4 protein-coding genes are annotated in these 3,496 nt (G+C 64.2%); 3 read left to right on the forward strand and 1 reads right to left on the reverse strand.

Annotated elements, in window-relative coordinates:
- Positions 1 to 169: 169 nt before the first annotated feature.
- From IRZ12_RS16610 to IRZ12_RS16620, 3 genes are read left to right on the forward strand one after another with little or no spacing between them, the layout of a single operon-like run.
- A complete protein-coding gene (locus IRZ12_RS16610; RefSeq protein ID WP_296470894.1) occupies positions 170 to 1,183 on the forward strand; it encodes an ABC transporter substrate-binding protein in 1,014 nt (337 codons plus the stop codon).
- The gene (locus tag IRZ12_RS16615; RefSeq protein WP_296470898.1) at positions 1,176 to 1,982 is read left to right on the forward strand and encodes an ABC transporter ATP-binding protein; all 807 of its coding nucleotides are present in this window, start codon (positions 1,176 to 1,178) and stop codon (positions 1,980 to 1,982) included. The genes IRZ12_RS16610 and IRZ12_RS16615 overlap by 8 nt, the downstream gene beginning before the upstream one ends.
- A 25-nt stretch (positions 1,983 to 2,007) precedes the next feature.
- Complete coding sequence (locus tag IRZ12_RS16620; RefSeq protein WP_296470901.1) at positions 2,008 to 2,772, forward strand: ABC transporter permease; 765 nt, start codon at positions 2,008 to 2,010, stop codon at positions 2,770 to 2,772.
- Positions 2,773 to 2,832: 60 nt separating this feature from the next.
- Here IRZ12_RS16620 and IRZ12_RS16625 read toward each other — a convergent pair.
- On the reverse strand, positions 2,833 to 3,496 hold a 664-nt coding region (locus tag IRZ12_RS16625), incomplete at its 5' end, for an LVIVD repeat-containing protein (RefSeq protein WP_367181603.1).

Consider the following 3,496-nt stretch of genomic DNA (forward strand, 5'->3'; position numbering starts at 1 on the left):
CCCTAGGTCCCAGCACGCGGGGTGTAACCTATTATTGCTCCATACCATATTTAAACCATGGTTTTATATATGATACAAACTTGGGTCGCGCCGGTTACCTGACGCCTGTCGGCTTCCAGCGACCAGACCGGTTCCATGTCTTGGCGACCCGCCCACCGGAGCTTCTCTGATGAAACGTCGTGAATTCCTCGGCGGCCTTGCCGCTTCCGCCGCCCTATTGCCGTTCTCCGGCGTGGTTTCCGTCGTGCACGCCCAGGAAAAGGGCAAGCTCACCTTCTTGACCCCCTCGGCGTTCTCGCTGGCATTCTCGCCCATTCTGTATGCGTCCGCTGCGGGGCTTTTCAAGAAAGAAGGCATCGATGTGCAGGTGGAGGCCGGCCGCGGTGCCGCGCAGGTCGTGCAATTGACGGCGGCCAAGCAGGTGCAGACCGGCCGCACCGGCGGCGCCAACTACATGATGGCACGCGTCAACAACAATGCGCCGGTGATCGCCATTGCGACCATTGCCCAGCGGTCTCCGTTCGCAGTCATTTCGTCCAAGGATGCGCCCATCCGGAATCCGCAGGACCTGGCGGGCAAGACCATAGGCGTGCAGTCCGCGGGCGGTTCGATGGAGGCCACGCTGGACTTGCTGCTGATGCGATCCAAGATTGATCCGAAGTCCGTGCGGCGCGAGCGCGTAGCGGATTCGGCAGCCTCGTTCGGCATGATCCAGGCCAAGCGCGTGGACGGTTTCCTTGGCAACATGAGCGCCGCCATCCGCCTGACGTCCCAGAACTACCCCGTGGCGACGATGCCCATGGATGACGGGGTGCCCGGGCAGGTGTACGTGGCGGAGGAGTCGGTGCTCGCCGCCAATAAAGACCAGTTCGTCGCCTTCCTGCGCGCGGCGTATCGCTCCGTCCAGGAGCTGATGGCCATGGACGACGAAGGCTTGAAGAAGGCCGTGGCGCTGATGCGCGGCAAGTTCGACATTCCCGGCGCGGACAACGAGTCGATCGCCGTTGCGGACATGCGCGCCAACCGCGACCTGTGGACGACCTCCGACCCCAAGAAGCTCTTGCGCTGCAATGAGGCGCAGTGGAAGGAAGGGGAGGAGCTCCTGCGCGGGGCGGGCATGCTCAAGCAGCCCACCACCAAGCCGCTCTATACCAACGAGATCTGGGAGGCTGCCAATGGCTGAGACGCCCGTGCGTGCGGTGCCGCCCGCCGGTAACGTCCACGTGCTGAACGCCGGCCGCGAGCCGGTGGTGCGGCTCGAGGGCATCTCGAAGCGCTTCGAGACCAAATCGGGGGCCGTCCAGGCGCTGGAGGGCATACGCTCGTCCATCGGGGCAGGCGAATTCGTCGCCGTGGTCGGGCCATCCGGCTGCGGCAAGTCTACGCTGCTGCGCATTCTATGTGGCCTGGAGCAGCCCACCCAAGGCAAGGTGGATTGGGGCAAGGAGGGTCATGCGCCGCGCCTGGGCGTGGCCTTCCAGGAGCATCGCTTATTGCCTTGGCTCAGCATCGAGCAGAACGTCATGCTGCCCCGCCTCATGCAGGGCAGCGCTTCCGCCGCCGATCGCGAGCGCGCGCACGGGCTGTGCAGGCTGGTCGGCCTGAGCGGGTTCGAGAAGCGCCGCCCGGCGGAGCTGTCGGGCGGGATGAAGCAACGCGCCTCGGTTGCGCGCGCCCTTTTCACCGACCCCGAGTTGCTGTTGCTGGACGAGCCCTTCGGCGCGCTGGATGCGCTCACGCGGGAGCAAATCACGGCCGATACCGAACGCATCTGGATGGAACGGCAATTCGCGGCGCTGCTGATCACCCATTCTATCAGCGAAGCTGTCCACCTGGCCGATCGCGTGATCGTGATGTCCGCGCGGCCCGGCCGCATCGTGGCGGAGTTCAAGATCGATCTGCCGCGCCCCCGCACCGAGGTCTTGGGGTCGCCAGAATTCGGCAAGCTCTGCAGCGATATCCGCAAGAAACTGGAACTTTGAATTCCCGCGGCTGGGGAAGACTGAAATGACTCGAATCGTTTTGCAGGTGTTCGCCGTCGTGGCGTTCTTCCTGATCTGGAAAGGGTACGTCCATTTCTTCGACGTATCGCCTCTGGTGCTTCCAGCTCCCGAGCTGGTGGTCGTCGCCTTGTTCCGCCTCCTGGGCCAGCCCGACACCTATTACCATCTCGGCGTCACGCTTGCCGAGTGCCTCGGCGGCTTTTTGTTCGCTGTCGTGTTCGGCACCGTCATCGGCCAGCTCCTGGGCCGTGTCGCCCTGCTCGACACCATTTTCAAGCCGTTCGTGATCGCCTTGCAGGTCACGCCCAAGGTGGCGCTGATACCCCTGTTCATCCTTTGGTTCGGCTTCGGGCTGGAGTCGAAGATCATCGTGTCCGCGGTGCTTGCCTTCTTTCCCGTGTTCGCCAACAGTTACCTGGGCGCGAAGTCCGTGGACCGCGGCCTCTCGGAGGTGTTCACCGTGGGCCAAGCCAAACAGTCGCGGCGCTTCCGCCTGTTGGTCATCCCGAGTTCCTTGCCCTACATCCTGACGGGCATGGAAATGGCCATCGTGCTGGCCATCATCGGCGCCGTGGTGGGCGAGTTCGTCGCGGGCACGCGCGGCCTCGGCTATCTTGCCACCATCAAGCTGCAGGAGCTGGAGGTCGACACCCTGTTCGCAGTGGTGCTGCTGCTGGCGGCGATCGGCTTTTCTCTTTACTTCATCGTCGGCTCGCTGCGCCGGATCATGATTCCCTGGCACGAATCCGCGAGCAAGGTCGCGATCTGAGGGCGGGGCGCCCGTCGGCCAGGGCGGGCGCTCCTTCGGCGCGCCATGCGCGCCGGCGCGTTACTCGCGTTCCAGGATCGCCAGGCCCCCGAAGCGATCGATGAGGAATATCAGTCCGCGCTCATCGACATAGACGTCGTTGCTCGACGCCCGCTCGTGGCCGGGCGCCGGGTCCGGGATGTAATGCGCCACCTCGCGCAGCGAGCGCGGGTTGGAAATGTCGATGAAACGCACGCCTTGCGCGAACCACGCCACGGGAACTTCCAAGCCAGGGATGAACTCGACGGGCTGGTGACAGCCTGATTTCCCGGGGTTGTCCTGTCCGTCCAGCCCTTCGACCTGGAAACTCGCCACGGGAACGGGCCGCGTTTCGTCCGAGATGTTCACCATCCAGAGCGCCGCGGGCATGGTCTGGCTGGGTACGTCCGTGGTAAGAGGATTGACGTCTTCGTCTGCCACGATGGCCCACCGGTGCCCATGAATGCGTTGCTGTACGGGCACCATGGAGTGCGTAGGCCAATGGAAGGGCGGGCTCCAATCGATCTGGGACACCAGGCGAGGCTTGGCGATGTCCGAAATATCCAGGATGACCGCGCCTCCGTGCCAGTAGCTCACGTACAGCCGGTCTCCGTCGCGAATCGCGTGGTGGCAGCGGTGCTGGTATCCCTTCCAGGTGCGCGTTTCCCCTCCCGCCGCCCATTGCCCGGGCATCCACCACCTCGAC

It is taken from the genome of Pigmentiphaga sp. (genome assembly GCF_019689535.1).
Lineage (GTDB): Bacteria > Pseudomonadota > Gammaproteobacteria > Burkholderiales > Burkholderiaceae_B > Pigmentiphaga.

Excerpts from the sequence above, each read along its gene's own strand:
- IRZ12_RS16610 (WP_296470894.1), top strand. The coding sequence starts at position 170 with ATGAAACGTCGTGAATTCCTCGGCGGCCTTGCCGCTTCCGCCGCCCTA.
- IRZ12_RS16615 (WP_296470898.1), top strand. The coding sequence starts at position 1,176 with ATGGCTGAGACGCCCGTGCGTGCGGTGCCGCCCGCCGGTAACGTCCAC.
- IRZ12_RS16620 (WP_296470901.1), top strand. The coding sequence starts at position 2,008 with ATGACTCGAATCGTTTTGCAGGTGTTCGCCGTCGTGGCGTTCTTCCTG.